General features: G+C 62.5%; 25 protein-coding genes and 1 pseudogene. 15 read left to right on the forward strand and 11 right to left on the reverse strand.

The genetic code is table 11. The annotated features are described in order from the left end of the window. Positions 1-105: 105 nt before the first annotated feature. From RlegSU303_RS14910 to RlegSU303_RS14925, 4 genes and pseudogenes are all read left to right on the forward strand, one after another. The gene (locus RlegSU303_RS14910; protein ID WP_131620292.1) at positions 106-585 is read left to right on the forward strand and encodes a carboxymuconolactone decarboxylase family protein; all 480 of its coding nucleotides are present in this window, start codon (positions 106-108) and stop codon (positions 583-585) included. 68 nt (positions 586-653) lie between these two features. After that, entirely contained in the window at positions 654-1,409 is a 756-nt protein-coding gene (locus tag RlegSU303_RS14915; protein WP_017961221.1) for an SDR family oxidoreductase, read from the forward strand. Positions 1,410-1,477: 68 nt separating this feature from the next. Then, positions 1,478-1,894, forward strand: a complete 417-nt coding sequence (locus RlegSU303_RS14920) for a cupin domain-containing protein (protein ID WP_131620291.1) — start codon at positions 1,478-1,480, stop codon at positions 1,892-1,894. Positions 1,895-2,042: 148 nt separating this feature from the next. Beyond that, positions 2,043-3,525 (forward strand): annotated as a pseudogene (locus tag RlegSU303_RS14925) (cyclic nucleotide-binding domain-containing protein). Between the two features lie 17 nt (positions 3,526-3,542). Here the strand turns inward: RlegSU303_RS14925 and RlegSU303_RS14930 are convergent. After that, positions 3,543-4,031 (reverse strand): RrF2 family transcriptional regulator, encoded by a 489-nt coding sequence (locus tag RlegSU303_RS14930; protein ID WP_017961224.1) that lies wholly within the window; start codon positions 4,029-4,031, stop codon positions 3,543-3,545. A 133-nt stretch (positions 4,032-4,164) separates the two neighbouring features. Beyond that, positions 4,165-4,740, reverse strand: a complete 576-nt coding sequence (locus RlegSU303_RS14935) for a MarR family winged helix-turn-helix transcriptional regulator (RefSeq protein ID WP_131644814.1) — start codon at positions 4,738-4,740, stop codon at positions 4,165-4,167. 143 nt (positions 4,741-4,883) lie between these two features. On the opposite strand from RlegSU303_RS14935, the gene RlegSU303_RS14940 reads away from it, so the two are divergent. The 5 genes from RlegSU303_RS14940 (at position 4,884) to RlegSU303_RS14960 (ending at position 7,559) form a co-directional block, all read left to right on the forward strand. Next, a complete protein-coding gene (locus tag RlegSU303_RS14940) occupies positions 4,884-5,219 on the forward strand; it encodes a cupin domain-containing protein (protein ID WP_131719128.1) in 336 nt (111 codons plus the stop codon). A 58-nt stretch (positions 5,220-5,277) separates the two neighbouring features. After that, complete coding sequence (locus RlegSU303_RS14945; RefSeq protein ID WP_131620287.1) at positions 5,278-5,694, forward strand: VOC family protein; 417 nt, start codon at positions 5,278-5,280, stop codon at positions 5,692-5,694. 156 nt (positions 5,695-5,850) lie between these two features. Continuing rightward, positions 5,851-6,234: a COG4315 family predicted lipoprotein gene (locus tag RlegSU303_RS14950; protein WP_131719129.1), complete on the forward strand. Its 384-nt coding sequence runs from the start codon at positions 5,851-5,853 to the stop codon at positions 6,232-6,234. 30 nt (positions 6,235-6,264) lie between these two features. Then, positions 6,265-6,780 carry an RNA polymerase sigma factor gene (locus RlegSU303_RS14955; RefSeq protein ID WP_131620286.1) on the forward strand — a complete coding sequence of 172 codons (516 nt, stop codon included), beginning with the start codon at positions 6,265-6,267 and terminating at the stop codon, positions 6,778-6,780. Further along, entirely contained in the window at positions 6,777-7,559 is a 783-nt protein-coding gene (locus RlegSU303_RS14960) for an anti-sigma factor family protein (RefSeq protein WP_131620285.1), read from the forward strand. Before RlegSU303_RS14955 ends, RlegSU303_RS14960 begins: the two co-directional genes overlap by 4 nt. Positions 7,560-7,664: 105 nt before the next feature. Here the strand turns inward: RlegSU303_RS14960 and RlegSU303_RS14965 are convergent, their stop codons facing one another. Genes RlegSU303_RS14965 through nthA form a run of 3 tightly spaced genes read right to left on the reverse strand, consistent with a single transcriptional unit; the run spans position 7,665 to position 9,329 of the window. Continuing rightward, positions 7,665-8,033, reverse strand: a complete 369-nt coding sequence (locus RlegSU303_RS14965) for a nitrile hydratase accessory protein (protein WP_131620284.1) — start codon at positions 8,031-8,033, stop codon at positions 7,665-7,667. Further along, on the reverse strand, positions 8,020-8,679 hold the full coding sequence (gene nthB, locus RlegSU303_RS14970) for a nitrile hydratase subunit beta (protein WP_131620283.1): 660 nt from the start codon (positions 8,677-8,679) through the stop codon (positions 8,020-8,022). The genes RlegSU303_RS14965 and nthB overlap by 14 nt, the downstream gene beginning before the upstream one ends. After that, positions 8,676-9,329: a nitrile hydratase subunit alpha gene (nthA, locus tag RlegSU303_RS14975; protein WP_131719130.1), complete on the reverse strand. Its 654-nt coding sequence runs from the start codon at positions 9,327-9,329 to the stop codon at positions 8,676-8,678. Before nthA ends, nthB begins: the two co-directional genes overlap by 4 nt. A 97-nt stretch (positions 9,330-9,426) precedes the next feature. Here nthA and RlegSU303_RS14980 point away from each other — a divergent pair, with 97 nt between their 5' ends. Further along, complete coding sequence (locus RlegSU303_RS14980; RefSeq protein ID WP_131620281.1) at positions 9,427-10,701, forward strand: SDR family oxidoreductase; 1,275 nt, start codon at positions 9,427-9,429, stop codon at positions 10,699-10,701. After that, a complete protein-coding gene (locus RlegSU303_RS14985; RefSeq protein ID WP_131620280.1) occupies positions 10,701-11,177 on the forward strand; it encodes a DUF2269 family protein in 477 nt (158 codons plus the stop codon). Before RlegSU303_RS14980 ends, RlegSU303_RS14985 begins: the two co-directional genes overlap by 1 nt. On the opposite strand, the gene RlegSU303_RS14990 is transcribed toward RlegSU303_RS14985, so the two are convergent. Continuing rightward, positions 11,169-11,762, reverse strand: a complete 594-nt coding sequence (locus RlegSU303_RS14990; protein ID WP_027668578.1) for a LysE family translocator — start codon at positions 11,760-11,762, stop codon at positions 11,169-11,171. The genes RlegSU303_RS14985 and RlegSU303_RS14990 overlap by 9 nt on opposite strands. Before the next feature lie 148 nt (positions 11,763-11,910). Here RlegSU303_RS14990 and RlegSU303_RS14995 point away from each other — a divergent pair, with 148 nt between their 5' ends. After that, on the forward strand, positions 11,911-12,759 hold the full coding sequence (locus RlegSU303_RS14995; protein ID WP_131719131.1) for an aldo/keto reductase: 849 nt from the start codon (positions 11,911-11,913) through the stop codon (positions 12,757-12,759). A gap of 79 nt (positions 12,760-12,838) precedes the next feature. Here the strand turns inward: RlegSU303_RS14995 and ilvN are convergent, their stop codons facing one another. Next, positions 12,839-13,411 (reverse strand): acetolactate synthase small subunit, encoded by a 573-nt coding sequence (gene ilvN / locus RlegSU303_RS15000; RefSeq protein ID WP_003560902.1) that lies wholly within the window; start codon positions 13,409-13,411, stop codon positions 12,839-12,841. A 20-nt stretch (positions 13,412-13,431) separates the two neighbouring features. Then, the gene (locus RlegSU303_RS15005) at positions 13,432-15,222 is read right to left on the reverse strand and encodes an acetolactate synthase 3 large subunit (RefSeq protein ID WP_131620278.1); all 1,791 of its coding nucleotides are present in this window, start codon (positions 15,220-15,222) and stop codon (positions 13,432-13,434) included. A gap of 323 nt (positions 15,223-15,545) precedes the next feature. On the opposite strand from RlegSU303_RS15005, the gene RlegSU303_RS15010 reads away from it, so the two are divergent. After that, positions 15,546-17,585, forward strand: coding sequence for an ATP-binding protein (locus RlegSU303_RS15010; RefSeq protein ID WP_131620277.1), 2,040 nt, complete (start codon positions 15,546-15,548; stop codon positions 17,583-17,585). Here RlegSU303_RS15010 and RlegSU303_RS15015 read toward each other — a convergent pair. After that, entirely contained in the window at positions 17,570-18,496 is a 927-nt protein-coding gene (locus tag RlegSU303_RS15015) for a dihydrodipicolinate synthase family protein (RefSeq protein ID WP_131644818.1), read from the reverse strand. The two genes, RlegSU303_RS15010 and RlegSU303_RS15015, sit on opposite strands and share 16 nt — an antisense overlap. Positions 18,497-18,517: 21 nt before the next feature. Then, entirely contained in the window at positions 18,518-19,132 is a 615-nt protein-coding gene (locus RlegSU303_RS15020; RefSeq protein ID WP_131719132.1) for a LysE family translocator, read from the reverse strand. Between the two features lie 153 nt (positions 19,133-19,285). On the opposite strand from RlegSU303_RS15020, the gene pdxR reads away from it, so the two are divergent. Continuing rightward, a complete protein-coding gene (pdxR, locus tag RlegSU303_RS15025) occupies positions 19,286-20,794 on the forward strand; it encodes a MocR-like pyridoxine biosynthesis transcription factor PdxR (RefSeq protein WP_179040008.1) in 1,509 nt (502 codons plus the stop codon). Here pdxR and miaA read toward each other — a convergent pair. Next, a complete protein-coding gene (gene miaA, locus RlegSU303_RS15030; protein ID WP_131719133.1) occupies positions 20,791-21,687 on the reverse strand; it encodes a tRNA (adenosine(37)-N6)-dimethylallyltransferase MiaA in 897 nt (298 codons plus the stop codon). The genes pdxR and miaA overlap by 4 nt on opposite strands. Here miaA and serB point away from each other — a divergent pair. Next, entirely contained in the window at positions 21,686-22,576 is an 891-nt protein-coding gene (serB, locus tag RlegSU303_RS15035; protein WP_131719134.1) for a phosphoserine phosphatase SerB, read from the forward strand. The genes miaA and serB overlap by 2 nt on opposite strands. Positions 22,577-22,674: the final 98 nt, after the last annotated feature.

Genomic DNA, 22,674 nt, shown 5'->3' on the forward strand with positions numbered 1-22,674 from the left:
AGGCTTTATGCAGCCAGACTAAACGAGAATGGCTTTACAGTCCAGCAATTAAGGATATCTTTTATCCATAAGGATATTTAATATCCTTAATTAAAGGAGAGACCCATGACCCAGCGACTGAACTACGCCCAACAGTCCCACGAGCTTTTCAAGAAATTCATGGAATTCAGCATGACGCTGAAGAGCAGCGTGATCGACGAGAAGCTGCAGGCCCTCGTCGAGATCCGCGCCTCGCAGATCAATGGATGCGGCTTTTGCCTCGACATGCATGTGAAGCAGGCCAAGATCCACGGCGAGACGGAACTGCGGCTCTACCACGTCGCCATCTGGCGGGAATCGAATCTGTTCGTTCCCCGCGAGCGTGCAGCCCTTGCCTGGACCGAAGCGCTGACCAAGCTTCCCGAGGGAGGTATTCCAGACGAGATTTACGAACGAGTTCGCGGCCAGCTTTCCGAGAAGGAAATCTCGGATCTGACTTTCGTCGTCATGGCGATCAACGCCTGGAACCGCGTCAATGTCGGCTTCAAGACCGTGCCCGGCACGGCCGACAAGGCCTACGGCCTCGATAAGGCTGGCCTGAACTAAACCGCGCAATTCATTGAGAAGATTCACCTTTGACGCTGCCGCACCACGGCAGCGAACGGAGATCCATTATGAAAATCGTTGTCATCGGCGGAACCGGCCTCATCGGTTCAAAGACTGTCGAACGCCTGCGCAAACGCGGCCATGACGTGATTGCCGCCTCGCCGAACTCAGGCGTCAACACGATCACCGGAGAAGGACTGGCGGAGGCGCTCTCGGGCGCCGAAGTCGTGCTAGACCTCGCCAACTCGCCGTCCTTCGAGGATAAGGCCGTGCTCGAATTTTTCGAGACCTCAGGCCGCAATCTTCTCGCCGCCGAAAAACTCGCCGGCGTCAAGCACCATATCGCCCTCTCCGTCGTCGGCACCGAGCGTCTGCAGGAAAGCGGCTATTTCCGCGGCAAGCTTGCCCAGGAAAAACTGATCAAGGCATCGGGAATTCCCTACACCATCGTCCATTCGACGCAGTTCATGGAATTCCTCAGTGGCATCGCCCAATCGGGAACGGTCGGCCAGACGGTCCACCTGTCGCCGGCCTATGTGCAGCCGATTGCTTCCGACGACGTGGCGGACGCCATGGCGGACGTGGCCCTCTCTGCTCCCGCCAACGCGACGCTCGAGATCGCTGGTCCGGAACGGGCGCGTCTCAGCGAGCTCGTCGCTCGCTATCTGAAGGCCATGAAAGACCCACGCACCACCGAGGCTGATGTCGAGGCGAGATATTTCGGCGCAAGACTGAACGACCAGTCGCTCGTTTCCGACGACAATCCGCGGCTTGGTTCGATCACCTTCGAGCAGTGGTTCGCAAAGTCCGCCCAGCCGACATGATTGACGTGCCCTCAAGACGCGACCGCTCGGGCGCGTCTTCCCCCGATCCAGCAACCACGGAGATTCCGATGATCAGAACATTTTTCCTCGCCGCCGCCCTCGCCTTTCCGGCTGCCACCGGCGTTAGCGCCCATGACAGCAGCGAGTCTGCCAAGGTGACACTCGTCTATGAGCACGAGCTTCCGAACGTGCCGGGTAAGAGCATCAAGGGCGTGCTGGTCGAATACGGCCCGGGCGGCTTCTCCGAAGGCCACACCCATCCCGACACCGCCTTCATCTACGCCACCGTACTTGAAGGAGCGATCCGCAGCCAGGTCAATGACGGCCCGGTCAAGGTCTATCATGCCGGAGAGAGCTTCTCCGAAATGCCGGGCGACCGTCATGGCGTCAGCGCCAACGACAGCGAGATCAAGCCCGCCCGCCTGCTCGCCGTCTTCGTCGTCGACACCAACCAGAAAGAGCTGACCTATCCGCTCAAGAAGTGACGATCCGCATTACAGCGCCGCGCGTCTTTCAGACGCGCAAAGGACGCTGTAACACTTTCAACCCTCGTATCGGCCCGCGCAGGCCTGATGCTTGCGCGGGCGGCCACGATGCTGAATCATATGCGGCCTGCGGCCCGGAGACCGAGAGATGATTGACGACGCTCTTTTCGGCAAACCTCTGATATCCCTGATAACAGTCGGCTTCGCCGGCATCGTCGTCTGGTACTTTCTCTCCAGCCAGCGGCCGACGACGCGGCTGGTGGTGCAGATCCTGTTCTTTGCCGTGATGACGCTGATCCTTATCGGCAGCGGCATCGACCCTCACCGATTTCAGGGATACGACTCCCTGGATCCGCAGGCCCTGCTCGTCATCCTGGCGAAATCGCTCTGGTGGGTTCACCTGGCTTGGGCGGTGATCGGCTTCATCCGGCTCTATCTTGTGCTAGAGGGAAACCCGCGCGAGGCGCGCCTGCTGCAGGATCTCGTCGTCGGCGTCGTCTATATCGGCATGGCGCTCTCAATCCTGGCCTTCGTCTTCGGCGTGCCGATCGGAACCCTCGTCGCCACCTCAGGCGTCGTCGCCATCATCCTTGGCCTGGCGCTCCAGAATACGCTTGCCGACGTCTTCTCGGGGATCGCGCTGACCCTCGGCCGGCCCTATGTCATCGGCGACTGGATTCTTTTGAGCGACGGCACCGAGGGGCGCGTCGTCGAAAGCAACTGGCGCGCCACACACATCCTGACCAGCGCCAACAATGTTGTCGTTCTCCCCAACAGCTTCATGGCAAAGCTCGGACTGACCAACATCAGCCGGCCGGACGAAACCCATCTGTTGACTCTCACCATCCGCGTTGCACCGACGCGCATGCCCGAAGCGATCCAGCGCGTTATGGAAGCGGCGTTGGCAAGCTGCAATTCGATCTTGCGCGAGCCGCCGCCGGTGGTCGCGCTCAAGGGACTTGATGCCGCAGCGCTGGAAATCGATCTCTATTTCAGGGTGACGAGCCCGAACCAGCGCGCCACTGCGCGAAGCGAGGTGCTCGATCTCGTTTACCGCCATTGCAAATCCGCCGGCCTGCTGCTCGCCGCTCCGGCCAGCGCCGCGATCGTGACGACCGGCCTGCCGACGGAAGAGGGCGCGCATCCGCCCCGCGTGACACCACGCGAACTGATCGAGGCCATTCCGGTCTTTGTGACACTGACGTCAGATGAAAAGGCAAAACTCGCCGAGACCACGGCTGTCCAACAGTTCCGGAAGGGTGACGTCATCGTGCGGGAGGGCGAAATGCTGCCCTCACTGATGATGGTCCGCGCCGGCATCATCGCGGCGCGGAACGCAGGCGAGGAACGCGGACGGCTCGCGCCGGGCGACTTTTTTTGGCGAGACCGGACTGCTCGCCGGCATGCAGGAAGTCTGCACCCTGGAGGCTCTAACCCCCGTGACCGCCTATGAGATCGACCAGGAGGCCTTCGCGCCTCTGCTAAGCGAACGCCCGGCGCTGGCGGAAGAAATCGCCGACCACCTCGCCAGCCGCGCCGAGCGTTTCCGCAACGGCGCCTCCTTGCCCCCGGAACATGCCCGCAGCGCCCATGCAATCCTGAAAACCATCAGGACCATTTTCAAGGCATAGAGATCGGCACCCCTCGCTCAGCCGGCCCGCTTGAGCACCCATTCGAAGGTGCTCCGCCAAATGTCGGCCGGCACTTCCTCGGACAAGGTGCCGACCAGATCGGAAAGCCGGACGCGCCTCAGCGTATCCCGCCAGGCCTCGTCGGCCTCCCACATGATGCGCGCCACCGCGCAGGGCTTGCTGTCGCAATAATCGGCCGGCCGGCAGGGATTGTTCTCCCGGATGTTCGTGCAGGTGAAGCTGCGCGCCTTCCCCTCGACCGCCTCGACGATCTCGAGAAAGTTGATATCCGAGGGGGTCTTAGCAAGCCTGTAGCCGCCGCTCGGACCGAGCGTGGTCTCGACCAGCGATGCCTGCGAAAGGCTCTGCAGTGCTTTGGAGAGATATTCCTTCGGCAGACCATGAAGCTCGGCGAGCGCCTTGGTGGAAAGATACCTGCCCTCTGGCAGGCCCGCGAGAATGGCGCAGCAGTGAAGCGCCCACTCGACTTGGCTTTTCAGGATCATTCGGCAACTCTTGTGATGGCTGGTTCTGCCAATGGGATTAAGGACATATAATATCCGAAAGCAGCCACCATGTAAATGAGCTGCAAAAGCAGCGTGTTGCTGCCTGAACGGCGATGCCGGCTCCGATTTCCCTTCAGCCCTCGTTCTCGTCCTCTCCCCGCGCCTGCTCATTTTCAATTCCGGCGATCAGCTTGCGCAGCAGCGCCGCAAGCGTCTCGCGCTCCTTTCCGTCAAGAACCTGCAGAAAAGAAGCTTCGCTCGCCATGTCAGTGCGGAAGGCCTTTTCGGCGAGTGCCGCACCCACCTCGGTCAATGCCACCAGCACGCTGCGCCCGTCCCGCGGCGATTTCTCCCGGCGGATCAGTCCCGCCTTCTCCAGCCGGTCGAGCCTGTGAGTCAGGCCTCCCGAGGAGATCATCAGCGCCGAATACATCTCCGTCGGGGTCATCAGGTAAGGCGGTCCGGAACGGCGAAGCGTTGCGATCACGTCGAATTCGCCGCGGTCGAGGCCAAAATCGGCAAACGTCGCCTCGATGCTGGGACGCACTAGGTTCGACAGCCGGAAAGCCCGCCCCAGGATCGCCATCGGCTCGGTGTCGAGGTCGGGCAGTTCCAGCGCCCATTGCCGGCGCAGCCGGTCGACGTGGTCCTCCCCGGGGCGGTCCTCGTCCCCGAGGCGGTCACCGTCCCCTTTAGTTCCATTCATCATTATCTGCCTCATATCACCACAAGCGAGACATACACCTTCTATCCGAGTCACGGAAGATATCTTGACAGGAAGATAGTTTCGGGAATATATCTTCTCGCGAAGATAGTTTTATGTTTATAGACAGCACCAGCAGGAGGCACGTGATGTTCAGGATTCTTCGCCACCAGGAACCGCGACCCGATCAGAGCCGCACGGTCCGCTTCGAAGGCCGCGACTATGGCGGCGAGATATCGCTTTTCCTGGTCGACAATGAGCCTGGCCAAGGGCCTGACCTGCATGTCCACCCCTACTCCGAAACGTGGGCAGTCAGGAAAGGCGAAGCCGAATTCACGGTGGGCGACGCCAAGACCCGCGCCTTTCCCGGCGATATCGTCGTCGTGGCCGCCAACGTTGCCCACCGCTTCGAGAATGTCGGCACCGGACGACTCGAAATCGTCTGCATTCATGCCAGCGACACGATCGTGCAGGAGTTGGTGTGAGCCGAGCCGCCGCCTGGAAAACAAAGCGCGAAAGACAAAAGAAGAGGAGAGAACTGCAATGCCCAAGATGATATTCGTGAACCTGCCGGTAAAAGACCTTGCTGCTGCGACCCGCTTCTACGAAGCGATCGGCTGCAGCAAGAACGAACAGTTCAGCGACCATCAGGCGTCGAACATGGTCTGGTCCGACGCCATCTTCTTCCATCTGCTGACGCGCGATTTCTTCGCGACCTTCACGCCCAAACCCGTTGCCGAAGCGCAGAAGACGAGCGAAATGCTGATCGCGCTGACGATGGACAGCCGTGAAGAGGTGGACGCTATCGTTGAGGCAGCCGCAGCCGCCGGGGGCAAAGCCGATCCGCGCGCGCCGACGGACATGGGTTGGCTCTACAACCGTGCCTTCGAAGATCCCGATGGCCATATATTTGAAGCGGTCTGGGTCGACATGGCGGCGGCGACCGCCACCGGAGCATAACCGGTAAGGCGCCCGACACGCCATGCGCAGGCGAAACGGGCTTCGGCCCTTCTCGCGCGCCATGAAAACTTTTACTGCCTCTGGAATAAAACCACCGCGCCTCGTGTCTCATCTCAGGTAGCGCAAGATTGCGTGCCCAACCTGAGGAGAGACATCATGAAATCCGTGAAATTCCTGTCCGTCGTGGCGGCCGCCGCCGCCCTTGCCGCGACCGCTGCTTTCGCCGCCGCTCCTGTCACGACCGTGGAATCCGCCAAGGGCAAGGTGCTTGCCGGCGAAAACGGCATGACGCTCTACACTTTCAAGAAGGACGTGAAAGGCGTTTCCAACTGCTACGATGATTGCGCCAAGAACTGGCCGCCGCTGATGGCGGCTTCCGATGCCAAGGCTGATGGTGCATATTCGATCATCGACCGTAAGGATGGCACGAAGCAATGGGCCAAGGACGGCATGCCGCTCTATTATTGGGTCAAGGACAAGAAGACGGGCGACATCACCGGCGATGGCGTCGGCGGCAACTGGGATCTCGCCAAACCTTGACAGTCGGACCCTGATGCCAAGAGAGCCGGCGTGAAGATACCCGCACCCGAAACCTTCGAGGGCCAGATCCTGGCCCTCCTGCCCTCGCTCAGGCGCTATTCGCGCAGCCTGACGCGCTCGGATGCCGATGGCGAGGACCTGCTCCAGGATTGCGTCGAAAAGGTTCTCACGCGCCGCGGCCAATGGCGCGGCCTCAACCTGCGCGGCTGGGTCCTGACCATCATGACCAATCTCTACCGCAACGGCCGGCGCGGCAAGACGCGCGACGGCCTTGTCGAGCTCGATGCCGCAGACAATCTGGCCGCGCCCGAACCGCCGGCCGATCCGCTGGAGCGCGCCCGGCTGGACGATGCGCTGAACAGCCTTTCGGAGGAACACCGCGCCGTGCTGATGCTGGTCGTCATCGAAGGATACACCTATGGCGAGGTCGCAGCCGCGCTCGATATCCCGATCGGCACCGTCATGTCCCGCCTGTCGCGCGCCCGCCGGCGCGTCGCCGAGCGGTTGAAGGCCGACAACATCATTACGCTTCGGAGACCGAAATGAACGAGACCAATCCGAGCGTCACCGAAGCCGACCTCCACGCTTATGCCGACGGCCAGCTGCCGGAAACGGTGCGTGTCCGCATCGAGGCCTTCCTGGTCGACAACCCTCACGAGGCGGCGATGGTCGCTGAATGGCAGGCACAGAATTCAGGCATCCGATCGCTGTTTGCCGGTTATGAGAAGGCGAAGGACACCGATCCTCTGCTCGTCGTCCCCCCGCGCGCGGTTTCATCGAGAGCGAAACGCTGGGCGATCGCCGCATCAGCCCTCCTCGTCTTCACGCTCGGCGCCATCAGCGGCCATTATGGCCCCGCACTTCTGGAAAAGCCGGAACTGCAGCTTGCCGGCTCCGAAACCCTGCCAGAACAGGCCCAAACCGCCTTCACGGTCTATGCCGCCGAGGTTCGCCATCCTGTCGAGGTCTTCGCAAACGAGGAGGTCCACCTCGCCACCTGGCTCGGCAAGCGGCTGGCAATCCAGAGCCTCAAGATCCCCAACCTGCAGCCGCTCGGCTTCAAGCTTGTGGGCGGCCGCCTGCTGCCGGTCGACGGCAGGCCGGGCGCCATGTTCATGTATGAAAACCAGGCCGGCGAGCGCCTGACCGTCATGGTCGGCCGCAACACGGAAAACCGTACGACGAGCTTCCGCTTCGCCTCATCGGGTAATCTTGAAACCTTTTACTGGATCGACGGCGAACTCGGTTATGCCGTGACCGGCGAAATCTCCCGCGAGACGCTGCGTCAGGTAGCCGAGGAGTGCTACAAGCAATTCCCGTCCTAGAGTAATTCCAGGAAAAGTGCGAAGCGGTTTTCCGTCCGGAATTACGTAAAAACAAAGACTTAGAGTGGTTCTGCGCTTCCGTGAACAGCTGAACCGCTCTAAGGATCAGCGTGAGGGATCGTTGCCGAGCTCGATCGGCCGTCCATGCGGCGTCGCCTCCGCCGCCCGCTGCCAGCTCTGCTGCAGTGCCAGGATCGTTTCCGCATCGGCGATGCCGTTGTCGACGATCAGGTCGGAGAGTGCCGCCACCCAGCAGTCGAAATAGTCGCTGCCATCTTCGGCCCGGCCAGGCTTGTGCAATTGGGCGGAAAGGGTTTCAGCCCATTCGCTCCAGCTGAACAGGCCTTGTGCGTGAAGATGCACCGTCATGGCAAAAGCCTCAGCCGCCCATGGCTCGGGAAAGACCGGCTCGCCTTCCGGCGATCTCGGCAGCCCGGACGATTGCGTCAGCGGCGATATTTCATGCCGGCTCAAGATAGCTCTCCCAGGCATCGATCGACACGGTCAGCGTCGGATCGGCATCCTCGCCCCAGATCTCCGCGCCGCCGAAAACGACCGTATAGAGCCATTGCGGGTTTTCACCCTTGCCATGCGCGTTGTCGTCGGGAAAGACGAAGGCACCTTGCACCGTCTCGACCACACCGGTCTTGGCTCGCGCATAACGCGGCAGGCGCGTATGCGTCGCCGGGTTGAAATTCTTTGTCCTCACCGCTTCGCCGGCCAAGAAGCGCGGCGCGGTCTTAATAGGACGATCGCAAGGCCCGCCCTTCGCCAGAACGCCGGGCACCATGTCCGCCTTCAGCACCCGCTTCGGAACGGCTCCTGCCTGCTGCGCTTGGCCGGAGAGCAATTCCGCACGCGTCGCAAAACCATGCCGTTCGAGCAACTTGTCGATGCCGCGGATCCAGATCTCGTAATAGCTGGCGGCGAGGTAATCGGCCGGCGGAATATTCTCGCGCGCATGCCGGCTTTCATCGATCGTCCATGCGCCGAAAGCGCCGCAGGAAAGCGTGATGCCGAGCGCCCGCTTTTCCCATTCGGCATGGAAATAGGGCTCGTCCTTTTCGGGCGCGACGGGACCGAAGCCCATCTGCCCGCCGAGATCGTGCGGCCCGTTCATGTGGCGCCCTCCGGCCTGCGGGCAACGGCCGTCCCGATCATCGCATCGCGGCTGACGAGGCCGGCGAGCGTCTGTTCGTCCATTCCGTCGGTCTCTTCGGGCCGCTCGGGAATGACGATGTAACGCAGTTCCGCCGTCGAATCCCAGACGCGTATTTTCTTGTCCTCAGGCAGCGTCAGCCCGAATTCGGCCAGCACGCCGCGCGGATCGATGACGGCGCGCGAACGATAGGCCGGCGCCTTGTACCAGACCGGCGGCAGGCCGAGCACCGACCAGGGATAACAGGAGCAGAGCGTGCAGACGACGAGATTATGGGTCTCGGCCGTATTGAAGACGGCGCGCATGTGCTCGCCCTGCCGGCCGGTATAGCCGAGGCTGGCAATGGCCGCCGTCGCATCGCGCTTCAGCCAGTCGGTGAAATCAGGATCGCTCCAGGCTTTTGCCACGACATGCGCGCCGTTCCTCGGCCCTACCTTTGTCTCGTAGGTCTCGACGATGGCATCAATCGCCGCCGGATCGATCAGCCCCTTCTCCGTCAGGAGCGTTTCCAGCGCCTTCACGCGCGCCTGCATGTCGGAATAATGGTTGTCGTGATCATGCCCGTGGGCGTGCTGATGTCCGTGAGCATGGTCGTCGTCATGGTCGTGCAAGGCGAAGCCCTCCCGAAACTGCCCGCTATTTCTAACATATGCCGCAGGCCCGCCAAGCCCTTCTATGTCTCATGCGCTTTTCCGCTAATCTCCTGCCATGAACATTCTGATTCTCGGCGCAACCGGCTTTATAGGATCCGTCGTCGCGGCCCGGTTCGTCGCCGACGGCCACGTCGTGACCGGCCTCGGCCGCAATCCCGCGCGTGCGCGCCTGAAACAGCAGGCGATCGACTGGCGGCGCGCAGATCTTTCATGCATGACGAAACCGGTGGATTGGGACGAGATCCTTAAGGATCAGCATGTTGTCGTCAATTGCGCCGGCGCCCTGCAGGACGGCCTCTCGGATGATCTGTCGGCCACCCAGGCAGAGGCGATGCTGGCGCTCTATTCCGCCGCAAAACGCTCGTCGCGCCCGCTGATCGTGCAGATATCGGCAAGGACGGCGAGAGCCGCTGGCGATCTTCCCTTCCTCGCTACCAAGCGGCGGGCCGACGAGGCGCTGGCGGCAAGCGGCCTGCCTTACCTCATCCTGCGCCCTGCCCTCGTTCTCGGCCGCAATGCCCATGGCGGCTCGGCGCTGCTGCGGGCGCTTGCCGCCTTTCCCTGCGTGCTGCCACTGGTCCATGCCGAAAGTCCGGTCGAAACACTTTCAGTGGACGATGTGGCAGAAGCCGTGTCGCGGGCAGTCTCCGGCGACATCTCCGGCGATATCGATCTTGCCGCCGACGAAGTTCTGACGCTCGCCGATCTCGTCCGCCTTCACCGCCAGTGGCTCGGCCTGCCGCCAGCCCGCGTGCTCGCTCTCCCTCGCTGGCTTGCCAGCCCGGTCACGTGGCTGGCCGATCTATCAGGACTGCTCGGCTGGCGTTCGCCGCTGCGCTCCACGGCGATGACCATCATGTCGGAAGGTGTGCGGAGCTTGAAAGCGGAGAGCGGTCTTGCCACGACACCCGCGGCAGCGACGCTCTCGGCCAATCCGTCCGGCGTACAGGATCTCTGGTTTGCCAGGCTCTATCTTCTGAAGCCGCTCGTCATATCGGGCCTATCCGCTTTCTGGCTGCTCTCAGGTTTGATCCCGCTGCTGACGCTGGAGAAGACGTCCGCTCACTTCCTGCCGTTCATGCCTGAGGCCGCAGCAACGGCGCTGACGCTTGCAACTTGCCTGATCGACATCGCTCTCGGCGCCGCCGTCCTCCTTCGCCCACTGGCAAAACGCGCCCTTCTCGGCATGCTGGTCGTGTCGTTCGCCTATCTTGCCGGCGCCAGCCTGCTCGAACCCGCACTCTGGCTCGATCCGCTCGGTCCCCTCGTCAAGGTGCTGCCATCGATCCTGCTGACGCTCACCGCGCTTTCCACGCTGGATGAACGCTGATGCTTGAGGAATGGCTGCTGCTTGCCCATGTCATCGGCGCGACCGTGCTCTTCGGCACCGGCGCCGGCATCGCCTTCTTCATGGTGATGGCGCACCGGACACGCGATCCCCGTTTGATCGCCCATGTCGCCAGCACGGTTGTCATCGCCGACACCCTCTTTACCGCCACCGCAGCTATTCTCCAGCCGGTGACCGGCTATCTGCTGGCCCGATCGATCGGCTGGGACCTGTCGGAGGGATGGATTGCGCTGTCGCTGCTGCTTTATGTCGTGACTGGCCTGTTTTGGCTGCCGGTCGTCTGGATCCAGATCCGGCTGCGCGATCTCGCCCGTGCCGCAGCCACAGCGGGAAAGGCCCTGCCGCCGGCCTATTTCAGCCTTTACCGCATCTGGTTTGCCTGCGGTTTTCCGGCCTTCTTCGCCGTCATCGGCATTTTCTGGCTGATGCTCATGAAGCCGGCAATCACTCTATTTTAGCATCGGCCAGAGGCTTAGCACCAACAGCACCGCCATGCTGATATTGAACCATTTCAGCCGCACCGGATCGGAAAGCCATTCCCTCAGCGCCGAGCCGAAGCCTGCCCATGTCGAGACGCTGGGCACATTGACTGCCGCAAAAGCGAGACCGACGATCAGCACGCTCACCAGGTAGAGTTGCGGATTGGTGTAGGTCGCCATCGCGGTGACCGCCATCACCCAGGCTTTCGGGTTGACCCACTGGAAGGCGGCCGCCGCGAAGAAGGACATCGGCTCGACGCCGCTCCTGCCTTCGCTGAGCGAGCGCGACGAGGCGATCTTCCAGGCGATCCAGAGGAGATAGGCTCCGCCCGCAAATTTTAGCGCCGTATAGACCACGGGCACCGTGTGCAGCAGCGCGCCGAGCCCAAGGCCGACGCCGATCAGCAGCGAGAAGAAACCGACACCGATGCCGAACATATGCGGGATCGTCCTGCGGAAGCCGAAATTCACGCCCGATGCGAAGAGCATCATATTGTTCGGGCCCGGCGTGATCGAGGTCGTGAAGGCGAAGAGAACGAGGGCGAGAAATGTATCCAGCGGCATGCGACCTCCCGAAGCCAGCTTTCTGCGGCCTGTTCATTAGGTCAGCATAACTGTCCTAAGTGGCCGATACCATTACATCATTGTCATGGTGACAGGATTACTTGAAAGATAAGAATTCGCCGCAATCTCCTGCAAAATGGAAAAGATCATGCAAGACAACCGGATTCCGACAATCACCTTCCCGAACGGCGTAGAAGTGCCGGCGCTCGGCCAGGGAACCTGGGCGATGGGCGAGGATGCCGGCCATGCCAAAGCGGAGATCGAAAGCCTGAGGGCCGGCATCGATCTCGGCATGACGCTGATCGACACCGCCGAAATGTACGGCGACGGCGGCGCCGAAGAGATCGTCGGCCAGGCGATCAGGGGCCGGCGCGACGAGGTCTTCATCGTCAGCAAGGTCTATCCCTGGAATGCCAGCCTGACAGGCACGATCGAGGCCTGCGAGCGCAGTCTCGAACGGCTGGGCACCGATCGCATCGATCTCTATCTGCTGCACTGGCGCGGAGACCATCCGCTCGCAGAGACCGTCGCCGCCTTCGAAATGCTGAAGGCATCCGGCAAGATCGGCGCCTGGGGCGTCTCCAACTTCGACACCGACGACATGGAAGAACTGCTCGGAGTGCCCGACGGCGCCAATGTCGCCGCCAACCAGGTGCTCTATAACCTTTCCCGCCGCGGCATCGAGTTCGATCTGCTGCCCTGGTGCCAGAGCCACGGCATTCCCGTCATGGCCTATTCGCCGATCGAGCAGGGAAATATCCTGCACCATCCCGAACTGATCCGCATCGCCAAGGCCTATCAGGCAACGCCCGCCCAGCTGGCGCTCGCTTTCCTGCTGGAACGCGACGGCGTCATCGTCATCCCGAAGACCTCGAATGCCGAGCGCGCAGCCGAAAACCGCGACTGCGTCTCGCTTGATATCACCGACGACGACTGGGATGCCCTCGATGCCGCCTTTCCGCCGCCCACAAAGAAAAAGCCGCTGGAAATGCTCTGATCTCCAGCGGTTTTCCCAATTATTGCAGCATCCGGCTTAGATGCCCGGGCTGTGATCTTACATGCCCGGGCTGTAATATTTACATGCCCTGCACGCCGCGATTCATCGCCGCAATGCCGGTACGGCACACCTCAATGAGGCCGAGCGGCTTCATGATCGCCACGAACTGATCAATCTTCGATGATTTGCCGGTGATCTCCAGAATGAAGTGGCCGACCGTCGCATCCACCACCTTGGCATGGAAGGCATCGGCAAGGCGTAGGGTCTCGGCGCGCATCTCGCCCTCGCCGATCACCTTGACCAGCGCCACTTCGCGCTCGATCGGCCGATCCTGGCCAAGCTCGCGGGCGCGCACCGTCAGATCGACGACGCGGTGCACCGGCACGATGCGTTCCAGTTGCGCCTTGATCTGCTCCAGCACCTGCGGCGTCCCGCGTGTGACGACGGTGATGCGGGAAAGATGCGCCTGATGCTCGGTCTCGGAGACCGTCAGGCTCTCGATATTGTAGCCGCGGCCGGAAAACAGGCCGATGACCCGGGCAAGAACGCCCGGTTCGTTGTCGACGAGAACCGAAAGCGTGTGGCTTTCGACCGCCGCCGTTTCCGGCGAGATGAAATAGGCGGAGCCCGTGGGCTGTAGGTGTGCGTTCATGTTCTTGGTTCCTTCCCTGATCAGACGAGCGCTCGGCCCTTGGCGTCGATCGCATTGGCGACCGCTTCGTCGGTGGCTTCGTCCGGCAACAGCATTTCGTTATGGGCCTTGCCCGAGGGGATCATCGGGAAGCAATTGGCGAGATTGGCGACGCGGCAATCGAAGATGACAGGCTTTCTGACCTCGATCATCTCCAGAATGGTGTCATCAAGCGCATCCGGCTTTTCGCAGCGCAGGCCGACGGCGCCATAGGCTTCCGCCAGCTTGACGAAATCGGGCATCGCCTCCGTATAGGAATTCGATAGGCGGTTGCCGTGCAGCAGCTGCTGCCACTGGCGCACCATGCCCATATACTGGTTGTTCATGATGAAGATCTTGATTGGCGCATCGTGCTGGATCGCCGCCGACATTTCCTGGATACACATCTGGATCGAAGCGTCGCCGGCAATGTCGATGACGAGGCTGTCGGGATGGGCGATCTGCACGCCGAGCGCGGCAGGCAGGCCGTAGCCCATCGTGCCGAGACCGCCCGAGGTCATCCAGCGGTTTGGCTGCTCGAAACCGAAGAACTGTGCCGCCCACATCTGGTGCTGGCCGACCTCGGTGGTGATGTAGGTATCGCGGTCCTTGGTGTGGGCGAAGAGCCGCTCCAGCGCATATTGCGGCATGATGACGTCATTGCTCTTCGTATAGGCGAAGGAGTTGCGTGCCCGCCAGCGGGCGATATCGCTCCACCAGTCGTCCAGGCGGCCCTTTTCCGGCTTCTTCGGCAGCGCCCGCCACAGGCGGACCATGTCTTCGAGGACATGGCCGACATCGCCGCGGATGCCGATATCGACACGGACGTTCTTGTTGATCGAGGATGGATCGATATCGATATGGATCTTCTTCGAGTTCGGCGAAAAGGCATTGAGACGGCCAGTAATGCGATCGTCGAAGCGGGCGCCGATGCAGACCATGACATCGCAGTCGTGCATCGCCATGTTGGCCTCGTACGAGCCGTGCATGCCGAGCATCTTCAGCCAGTTCTTGCCTGAAGCAGGATAGGCGCCGAGGCCCATCAGCGTCGAGGTGATCGGGAAATCGGTGAGCTCGACCAGCTCGCGCAGCAGCTTGGAAGCCTCGGGGCCGGAATTGATGACGCCGCCGCCGGAATAGATGATCGGACGGCGCGCATTCGCCATCAGTTCGATCGCGGCATGGATCTGGTTGAGGTCGCCCTGGATCTTCGGCTGGTAGCTCTTCTGGATCGCGTAATCGGCGGGCGGCGTGTAGGTGCCGGTCGCAAACTGCACGTCCTTCGGAATATCGACGACGACAGGGCCCGGACGACCGGACTGGGCGATCCGGAAGGCCTCGTGAATGACGGCGGCAAGCTGGTTGACATCCTTGACCAGCCAGTTGTGCTTGGTGCAGGGCCGGGTGATGCCGACCGTATCGCATTCCTGGAAGGCGTCGGAGCCGATCAGTGGGGTCGGAACCTGTCCGGTCAGGCAGACGAGCGGGATCGAATCCATCAGCGCATCCTGCAGCGGCGTGACGGCATTGGTGGCGCCCGGACCGGAGGTCACCAGCATGACGCCGACCTTGCCGGTGGAGCGGGCGTAACCTTCGGCCGCATGGCCTGCCCCCTGCTCGTGGCGGACGAGGATGTGCTTCACATCCTCCTGCTGGAAGATCTCGTCATAGATCGGCAGGACGGCGCCGCCGGGATAGCCGAAAATATGTTCGACGCCGTTGTCCTTCAGCGCCTTGAGAACGATCTCCGCTCCCGTCATCCGATTGCCTGCCGCCTGATTGTCCGTGCTCATCTGTCTGTTCCGTTTGATGCTGGGATTGCGTTTTTGGCCGGAAGCCCGAATTTCGGGCATAAAAAAAGGCCCCTGAGGAGCCTGTCATCTAGCGCATGGGTGGCTATCGCCGGATGGTTACACCATCCTGCCCATGCGCTTTCCCACCACGATAAGAGCCGTTGCGATTTTCATGGTCGGAAGTGATAGACAGAAAATTTCGCAGCGTCAACGCATGCCGCAATAAAAAACTGCCCCACGCCTGCATCCCCGAAAATCGATAGGATGAAGGATTTGTTAAAGGATCGACTTTATTCTTCTACGCTACCGCAGGGAGTAGCACTTTGCTCAACAACGACTTGCGCATGTCTGGCAAGGCAGGCGAGCATGATCGCCGCGATGGCCATACGCCCGGGAATCGCTTTCTCGGCCGCGTCGTTGCATGCAGCGGTTCGCGGGCGACGATTGCCGCCGTCGCCGAACAGGGTGGCACCGATCTGACCGAACTCTGGTCCGTGGGGCGGTTGATTTCGATCAGCGTCGGCCGCAACCGCGTCGTTGCCCTCGTCTATCAGATGAACACCGGCAGCCATGCCTGGGGCGAAGGCGAAGACAATATTTTCAAGATCGAGACCGAGCTGCTCGGCGAAGTCCGTGTCGACGAGGACGGGCGCGAGGAATTCTCGACCGGCATCTCGCGTTATCCCTATCTCGGCGCCATCGCGCACCGCATCCGATCGGCCGACCTGATGCGCATCTACGATGCCGGCGAAGGTACGACCGCCGTCATCGGCAAGCTGACGCAGGACGAAAGCATCGACGCGGCGATCCACATCCCCTCGATGCTCTCCAAGCATTTCGCCGTCGTCGGCTCCACCGGTGTCGGCAAGTCGACGGCCGTGTCGCTGCTCCTGCACAAGGCGATCGCGGCGGACCCGAAGCTGCGTGTACTGATCCTCGATCCGCATAACGAATTCGCCGCCGCCTTTCCTCAGCACGCCGTCACCATCGATACTGATACGCTTGATCTGCCCTTCTGGCTGATGCGACTGGAGGAATTCGCCGAAGTCGTCTTTCGCGGCCGCCCGCCGGTGCCCGAAGAGCTCGACATGCTGCGCGATATCCTGCCGGAAGCCAAGCGCGCCTTCCGCGGCAGCGACAATTCGCTGGTCCGCCGCACGACGGAAAAGAGCTCGATCACCGCCGATACGCCGGTTCCCTACCGCATGGCCGATCTGCTGGCGCTGATCGACGAGCGCATCGGCCGCCTGGAAGGCCGCTCGGAAAAGCCCTTCCTGCGGTCGCTGAAGATGCGCCTCATCGCTGCGATCAACGATCCGCGCTATCACTTCATGTTCTCCAACAACACGATCAGCGACACGATCACCGAAACCATCGCGCAGATCTTCCGCATCCCCGGCGAGAACCGGCCGATCTGCACCTTCCAGCTTGCCGGCATCCCCTCGGAGGTCGTCAATTCGGTCGCCTCCGTACTCTGCCGCATGGCCTTCGAGGTGGCGCTGTGGAGCGACGGCGCCATCCACATGCTCGTCGTCTGCGAGGAAGCCCACCGCTATATCCCCTCCGATCCGAGCCTCGGCTTCGTGCCGACGCGCCAAGCGATCGCCCGCATCGCCAAGGAAGGCCGCAAATACGGCGTCTCGCTCGGCATCATCACCCAGCGGCCGGGCGAGCTCGACCAGACGATCCTGTCGCAGTGCTCGACGCTCTTTGCCATGCGCCTCGCCAACGACCGCGACCAGGAAATCATTCGCTCGGCCATCCCGAACTCGTCGATCTCGACGACCAGCTTCATCTCCTCGATCGGCAACGGCGAGGCAATCGCCTTTGGCGAGGCGATCAGCGTGCCGATGCGTATGCGTTTTTCCCGCGTCGACGAAAACCTCCTGCCGAAGGCGAGCAGCGCCAACAGCAAGCAGAGCGAGGAAGATCCGGATACGGTCGATTTGCGCAAGATCGTCACCCGCATGCGGGCGGTGACCGTCGGACCCGACATTTCGAATTTCCAGCAGAATTATGCCGCGTCCGTGGCAGGTTTCGACGAGACAGACGCAGTCGACGAGGATCTTGACACGAAGCCATACACGCCGCCCGCCTCTTCCGCCGCGCCGCCCGCCTCCGCGCCGCTTGAATCCTACCGCCGCGAACTGCTGCCGCAGACGCCGCGGCTGGACCCGGCCGCGCCGCCGGCGATCGATCCCCGGCTGGACGCGCTCCGCCGCGAGATGCGCCGCGACGAGCCGGTCTTTCCCCGGCCGATACCGCCGGCGGACCAGCCCGCGGTCTCCCGCCGCGAACCCGGCACGTCGCTGCGTGAAAGCATCCTCAAGAAACCGCTGAGCAGCCTCTACAACAAGGATTGAGGCTTCAGCTCGCTCTCCAGGGCGATCAGAGGCTCGACGGCCTCGAGCACACGCTGCCGATCCATCGGCCGGAGCGGCAAGAGAGGGCGTGGGAGCTCTGCCCTGGCGAGTGAGAGAAGGTCGAGCAGCGTATAGACCACGCGAAGGCTTCCGAACTCTTTGAACGTTTTCCAGAGCGGCTGGAGGAGACCATCGAGCCGATGCGCCTCGCCGCCCTCGCCTGCAATCGCCGCCTTGCTCAGGGCAAGGGCGACGTTCGGAAGCAAGCCGCCGATGACGCTATACCAGGCGTCGGCACCTGAAAGCATCGCTTCGGCTGCACCCCAGTCGCCGCTGTAGCCGACTGCGAGGTTGGTCTTCTCTCGCAATGCCGCCAGCTCGCCTGCGAAATCACCGTCAACAGGCAGAGGCATCTTCACGGCCCTGATCGTCTCGATATCGGATAGGCGCTGCAGAAGATCCGGGCTGAAGGTGAAGTGGGTCGTGCCGGGATTGTTGTAGATACAAAGCGGCAGCTTCGCCGCCTCGGCGACCGCCAGGAAATGCTCGTAGGCTTCGTCCTGGGTCAACGGCGTGTAGGACACCGGCGCAAGCAAAAGAGCGTCTGCACCGGCGGCCTCGGCATCCCTCGCCATGCTCCCGGCATGGTCTGTCCTCAGAGCACCGACACCGACGACGAGGGGAATACGACCACGAACGCACTCGACCGCAGCCTCGACGGCTCGCCGTCGCTCCTCGCGTGTGAGAAAGGCATAGATCCCGGTGCTGCCGAGAAGGCCTATCGAAGCCACGTCTGCATCACACAGGCGTTCCAGCAGGCGGCCGAGGGCTTCCGTGTCGACCCGGCCATCCCTATCGGCGGGCGTGGGCGGAAAGGCCGAAAGACCATGAAATGGAGAAGCGATAGACATGATGCGATCCTGAAAATCCGGTCAATGTGAGAACAGAAGGCGCGATCCGGCGCCCGCGAAGAAGACGGCAAGACTGCCCTCGATCCACCGCCGCGCACGGGCGTAGCCGCGCGCCATCGGTGCCGTGGAGAAGAGCACGGCATAGCCGGCAAATATCGAGATCCCCAAGAGCACGCAGCCGCCGAAGGCGGTGACGGCCATCTGCGGCGAAGCGCCCGGCTTGAGGCCGAGCGACATGATCGCCACCCAGGCCAGAACCGACTTCGGATTGCCGAGATGCATCAGAACGCCGCGACGATAGAGCACGCCGAGTTGCGCGGCAGGCCGCACGGCCTCGGTTGCCGGCCTGTCCGGGGCGGCGGCCGAGCGGGCCGCCCTCCAGGCGAGCCAGAGAAGGTACAGCCCGCCTGCGATCTTGAGCAATAGCAGCGCATGGGCATAGCGGACCAGGATTGTCGAGATGCCGGTGACCGCGATCAGCCCCCAACATGTCGACATCGTTATGACCCCAGCGGCAAGGGCGAGCGCCGGTCGTCGCCCCTGCCGCATCGCCACGTTCATGATCGCCATATTGCTTGGTCCGGGACTGCCTGCAGCGATTGCATAGGCGGTGTAGACGACGAGAAGATCCTGCATTTACCTGCTTCCAGAAGTTTGCGCCCGTGCGCGCCGCGACGACCCCCAAGACGAGAATGCGTCATTAAGGAGCCGCCGATCCACTTCCTTTTCCTCGAAAATTGGTTCACCATGAAGCGCCATTTTCGAACAATCTCTATGGACCATTTCGCGATGTCCAAACGGCGCAGCACCATCGAAATCCCATCGCTCAACGCGATCAATCGAACGGCCAGTGTCGGTCGCCAGCTTGCGCAGTCCCTGCGGAACGCAATCGCCCGCGGTGAGCTGAGGTCGGGGGAACGCCTTCCTTCTACGCGTAGCCTTGCGGCTTCGCTGAAGATCGCACGCGGCACTGTCGTCGAGGTGTTCGATCAGTTGACCGCCGAAGGCTATCTCGAAGCGCGGGTCGGAGCAGGAACCCGTGTTGCCGCCGATCTGATGGACACCACGCCCGCGCCCCCGCCTGCGCCGGCAGCGGCAACTACCGCGGATGGTACCGATCTGCCTTCCCAGGCTGCCCGGCTGATTGCCATCGCCCGGGCGCTCACCCCGCACCCGCCCGTTCCCTTCGCCATCGCCGTCCCGGCTTGTGGCATTGCGCCCGACGACAACTGGCGCCGTCTCGGCAACCGCGTGCGCGCGTCGCGACAGGCAGCACCTTCGGGTTACCACGACCCCATGGGCTTGCTCGAACTCAGGCTTGCCATTGCCGGCCATGTCCGCCGCGCGCGGGCCGTCCATTGCGAGCCGGAACAGGTCATCGTCACATCAGGCACCCAGCAAGGCCTCTATATGGCGGGCCGAGTGCTTCTCTCGCGTGACGATCCGGTATGGGCTGAGGACCCGGCCTATCCAGGCCTGACGGCGGTGCTCGACGATCTCGGCGTCCGGACGCACCGCCTGCCGGTCGATGCACAGGGAATGAACGTGGAACGCGGCCTCGAGCTATGTCCGCAGGCGCGCGCCGCATTCGTCACCCCTTCGCACCAATATCCGATCGGGATGCCGCTCAGCATGGCCCGGCGCAATTCCTTGATCGCCTGGGCCGACCAAAATCGCGCCTGGATCGTCGAGGACGATTACGACAGCGAGCTGCGTTATGCCGGGCACCCGTTTCCCTCAATGCAGGGGTTGCGGCCGTCACGTGTCATCTATCTCGGCACGTTCAGCAAGGTGCTCTTTCCTTCCCTGCGCCTCGGCTACGTCATCGCCCCTCCTCCGCTCGCAGAAGCCTTTGCCGGCGCCCGCGCCATTCTCGACCGGCATTCGCCGATCGCCGAACAGCACGTTCTGGCGGCCTATATGCGGGAAGGTTATTTCGAAGCGCATATCCGGCGCATCCGCGGCCTCTATGCCGAACGCCGCGCTGTTCTGCTCTCGGCGCTCGAACGGGCCTTGCCAGTGGGATGCCGCGTCCAGGAGAGCGACCAGGGCATGCATATTCTTCTATGGCTGCCCGAAGAGGTCGACGACGTACAGCTCGCCGCCCGTGCCCTGTCGGCCGGCCTCGCCGTGCGTGCGATCTCCCCGATGTATGCCGCCCAGCCGGCCCGCGCCGGCCTGATGCTGGGCTTCGGCGGATTTCTGCCGGACCAGCTGCAGGCGGCGGTCGGTGAACTCGTCAAACTGCTGAGCCAGCAGATGTCTCAAGCGGGAGGCCCGCAACAAGCTGAAGCCTAAACCGTCAGCCGTTCCCAGCTGTCGTCCATCTGGTTGCGGAACCATGTCATTTGCCGCTTGGCATATTGCCGCGTCGCCGCAGCACCCTTCTCCAGCACCTCGTCGCGCGTCATCTCGCCCCTGACCATCGCCGTAATCTGCGACACGCCGATTGCCTTCATCACAGGTGCCTCGGCCGGCAGGTCGAGCGCAAGCAGCGCCCTCACCTCGTCTTCCGCGCCTTGCTGCAGCATCTTTTCGAAACGCCCGTTGATGCGCTGGTGCAGCACTGCTCTGTCCGGCAGCACGACGATCTTGCGGGCCTGGGCGGCGTCGATGACCATCGGTCCCGACCGGCCCTGGAAATCGGCGATCGACCGCCCCGTCGCCTTTACCACCTCCAGCGCCCGGACGATACGCTGTCCGTCCTGGCGGTTCAGGCTTGCCGCCATGGCGGGGTCGGCCTCGGCGAGTTCGATATAGAGCCCGTCCGGTCCCTCCTCCAGCAGCCGCGTCCTGAGTTTCTCCCGCAACACCTCCGGTATCTCGGGCATATCGGAGAGACCGCCGGTCAGCGCCTTGAAATAAAGTCCCGTGCCGCCGACGAAGACCGGCAGCCGTCCTGCGTCCCTGAGCCCCGGTAATAGTCCCGAGACATCCCGCAGCCAGGCGCCGGTCGAATAGGCCGCAGCCGCCGGCACATGACCGTAGAGATGATGCGGCACGCCCTGCATCTCCTCCTTCGACGGTCGTGCCGTCAGCACCCGCAGCGTGTCATAGACCTGCATGCTGTCGGCGTTGACAACCGCGCCGTCATGGCGTTTGGCCAATTCGACGGCGAGCGCGGACTTGCCGCTGGCGGTCGGCCCGGTTATCAGGATCGCGTTCACTGTGCTCAGAAGGTTTTCCATCATGGCCCTCGTTGCCACGCTTGTTGCCAATCCGTCAAATCCCGTGCTGACCCCGGAAATCGCCGAACGGGCGGCCGAGGCCGTGAACGCTTCCGGTCTCTACTGGCTGGCCGATGGCGTTGCCTGCGACATCGCGCTGCGCGACGGCACCGATAGGCAAGCGGCCGAGGCCAATATCCTTGCCGTCATATCAAGCGCGCCCATCGACCTCGTTATCCAGGAGCAGGAGACCCGCCGCAAGAAGCTGCTGATCGCCGATATGGATTCGACGATGATCGCCCAGGAATGCATCGATGAACTCGCCGCTGAAGTCGGCCTGAAGGAGAAGGTGGCCACCATCACTGCTCGCGCCATGAACGGCGAGATCGCTTTCGAGCCCGCCCTGCGTGAGCGTGTCGCCCTGCTGAAGGGGCTGCCGATATCGGTCGTCGACGAGGTCATCGCCAAGCGCATCACGCTCACCCCGGGCGGCCTGGAACTGATCGCCACCATGAAGTCGAAAGGCCATTACACCGCGCTTGTCTCCGGCGGTTTCACGGTTTTCACCAGCCGCATCGCCGCCACCCTCGGCTTCGACGAGAACCGTGCCAACATGCTGCTCGAAGACGGAGGCATTCTCTCGGGTTTCGTCGCCGAACCGATCCTCGGCAAGCAGGCGAAAGTCGATGCGCTAAACGAGATTGCGGCAAGCCTCAGCATTTCGCCGGAAGAAGCGATCGCCGTCGGCGACGGCGCCAACGATCTTGGCATGCTGCAGCTAGCCGGCTCCGGCGTCGCCCTCCACGCCAAGCCCACCGTCGCTGCTCAAGCGCGGATTCAAATCAACCACGGCGACCTGACCGCCCTGCTTTATATCCAGGGTTACCGCAAGACGGATTTCGTGACCTCTTGAAGGCGATATCGCGCCAGAAGGAGACATATAGGCAAACGAGGAGAGACGGCACGGCGCTGCTACATGTCTCTTCTCCCCAGCGGGGGTCCGAAGGACGG

Source organism: Rhizobium sp. SU303 (assembly GCF_021052345.1).
In the GTDB taxonomy this organism is placed as follows: domain Bacteria; phylum Pseudomonadota; class Alphaproteobacteria; order Rhizobiales; family Rhizobiaceae; genus Rhizobium; species Rhizobium laguerreae.